Consider the following 791-nt stretch of genomic DNA (forward strand, 5'->3'; position numbering starts at 1 on the left):
AAAAAAAGCAGCCTATCAGGACTGCTTAGTGTAATTCGGAAATCGCATCATAAATTGACTGCAATTTCTTATTGTCTTTATTCTTTGTGTCAATCAACGTATGTAGCTCTTCAATTTTCTTTTGACTACTTTGAATATCGCTATTGTTATCTGCAATAAGTCTTTTAAGATGTTGCTGATAACTTGTAGTGATATCTGTCTCTTTTCCTGTTCTAACCTCTGTAACTTTGGGTTTAGAACTAGAATTTGATTCCGTCACAGGTGCTTGTTTACGCTTTTGAAAAGCTGCTTCATAATTTACATCATTACCTCCTTGATGATTTCCAAATAAGGCCGCAATTTTATCTGGATCTTCTTGATTTTCTGATTTACTCTCTAATGGTTGATTAAAATTCCAATCTTTTGTCATTCACTCATTTCATCCTTTCTAAATTCAGAATCATCGAATTGTCTTTCTCTACCGAAGGCATGGTCAAGAGCTTCTTCAAAACTCATGTGACTAATGCTTTGACGCCTTTTGAACGTCGCAAACATCGCTGTCTCCAGTTGCTCTTTGTAAGAAGCGAGCTTTTCTGTCTCTCTTGCTACCTTGCTTTCTTGCCTAGTGACCTTTTCTTCTAAGCGTTCGATTATGGTCATATACGATCCTCCTTCATTCTAATATTAGCTAAAACATCTTGATTTTGTTATCACAATTCTAAACATTGAGAGGTTAGTCTTACTGATTGATTCCTCAATGTCTCTTTTGCATTCTCGATCATCAATTGTAAATCTGATTTCTTTTCTCTAAG

General features: G+C 35.3%; 2 protein-coding genes and 1 pseudogene. All 3 read right to left on the reverse strand.

The window, feature by feature from the left end; translation table 11 throughout:
* Positions 1-25: 25 nt before the first annotated feature.
* Positions 26-409 (reverse strand): DUF5945 family protein, encoded by a 384-nt coding sequence (locus HMPREF2837_RS06105; RefSeq protein WP_002933294.1) that lies wholly within the window; start codon positions 407-409, stop codon positions 26-28.
* Positions 406-639: a DUF5965 family protein gene (locus tag HMPREF2837_RS06110; protein ID WP_049548773.1), complete on the reverse strand. Its 234-nt coding sequence runs from the start codon at positions 637-639 to the stop codon at positions 406-408. Before HMPREF2837_RS06110 ends, HMPREF2837_RS06105 begins: the two co-directional genes overlap by 4 nt.
* A gap of 50 nt (positions 640-689) precedes the next feature.
* Positions 690-791 (reverse strand): annotated as a pseudogene (locus tag HMPREF2837_RS11175) (DNA primase); the annotation flags it as partial.

It is taken from the genome of Streptococcus sp. HMSC071D03 (assembly GCF_001812125.1).
GTDB lineage: Bacteria > Bacillota > Bacilli > Lactobacillales > Streptococcaceae > Streptococcus > Streptococcus pseudopneumoniae_N.

Coding starts and splice junctions, on each gene's coding strand:
- HMPREF2837_RS06105 (WP_002933294.1), bottom strand. CDS start 409: ATGACAAAAGATTGGAATTTTAATCAACCATTAGAGAGTAAATCAGAA.
- HMPREF2837_RS06110 (WP_049548773.1), bottom strand. CDS start 639: ATGACCATAATCGAACGCTTAGAAGAAAAGGTCACTAGGCAAGAAAGC.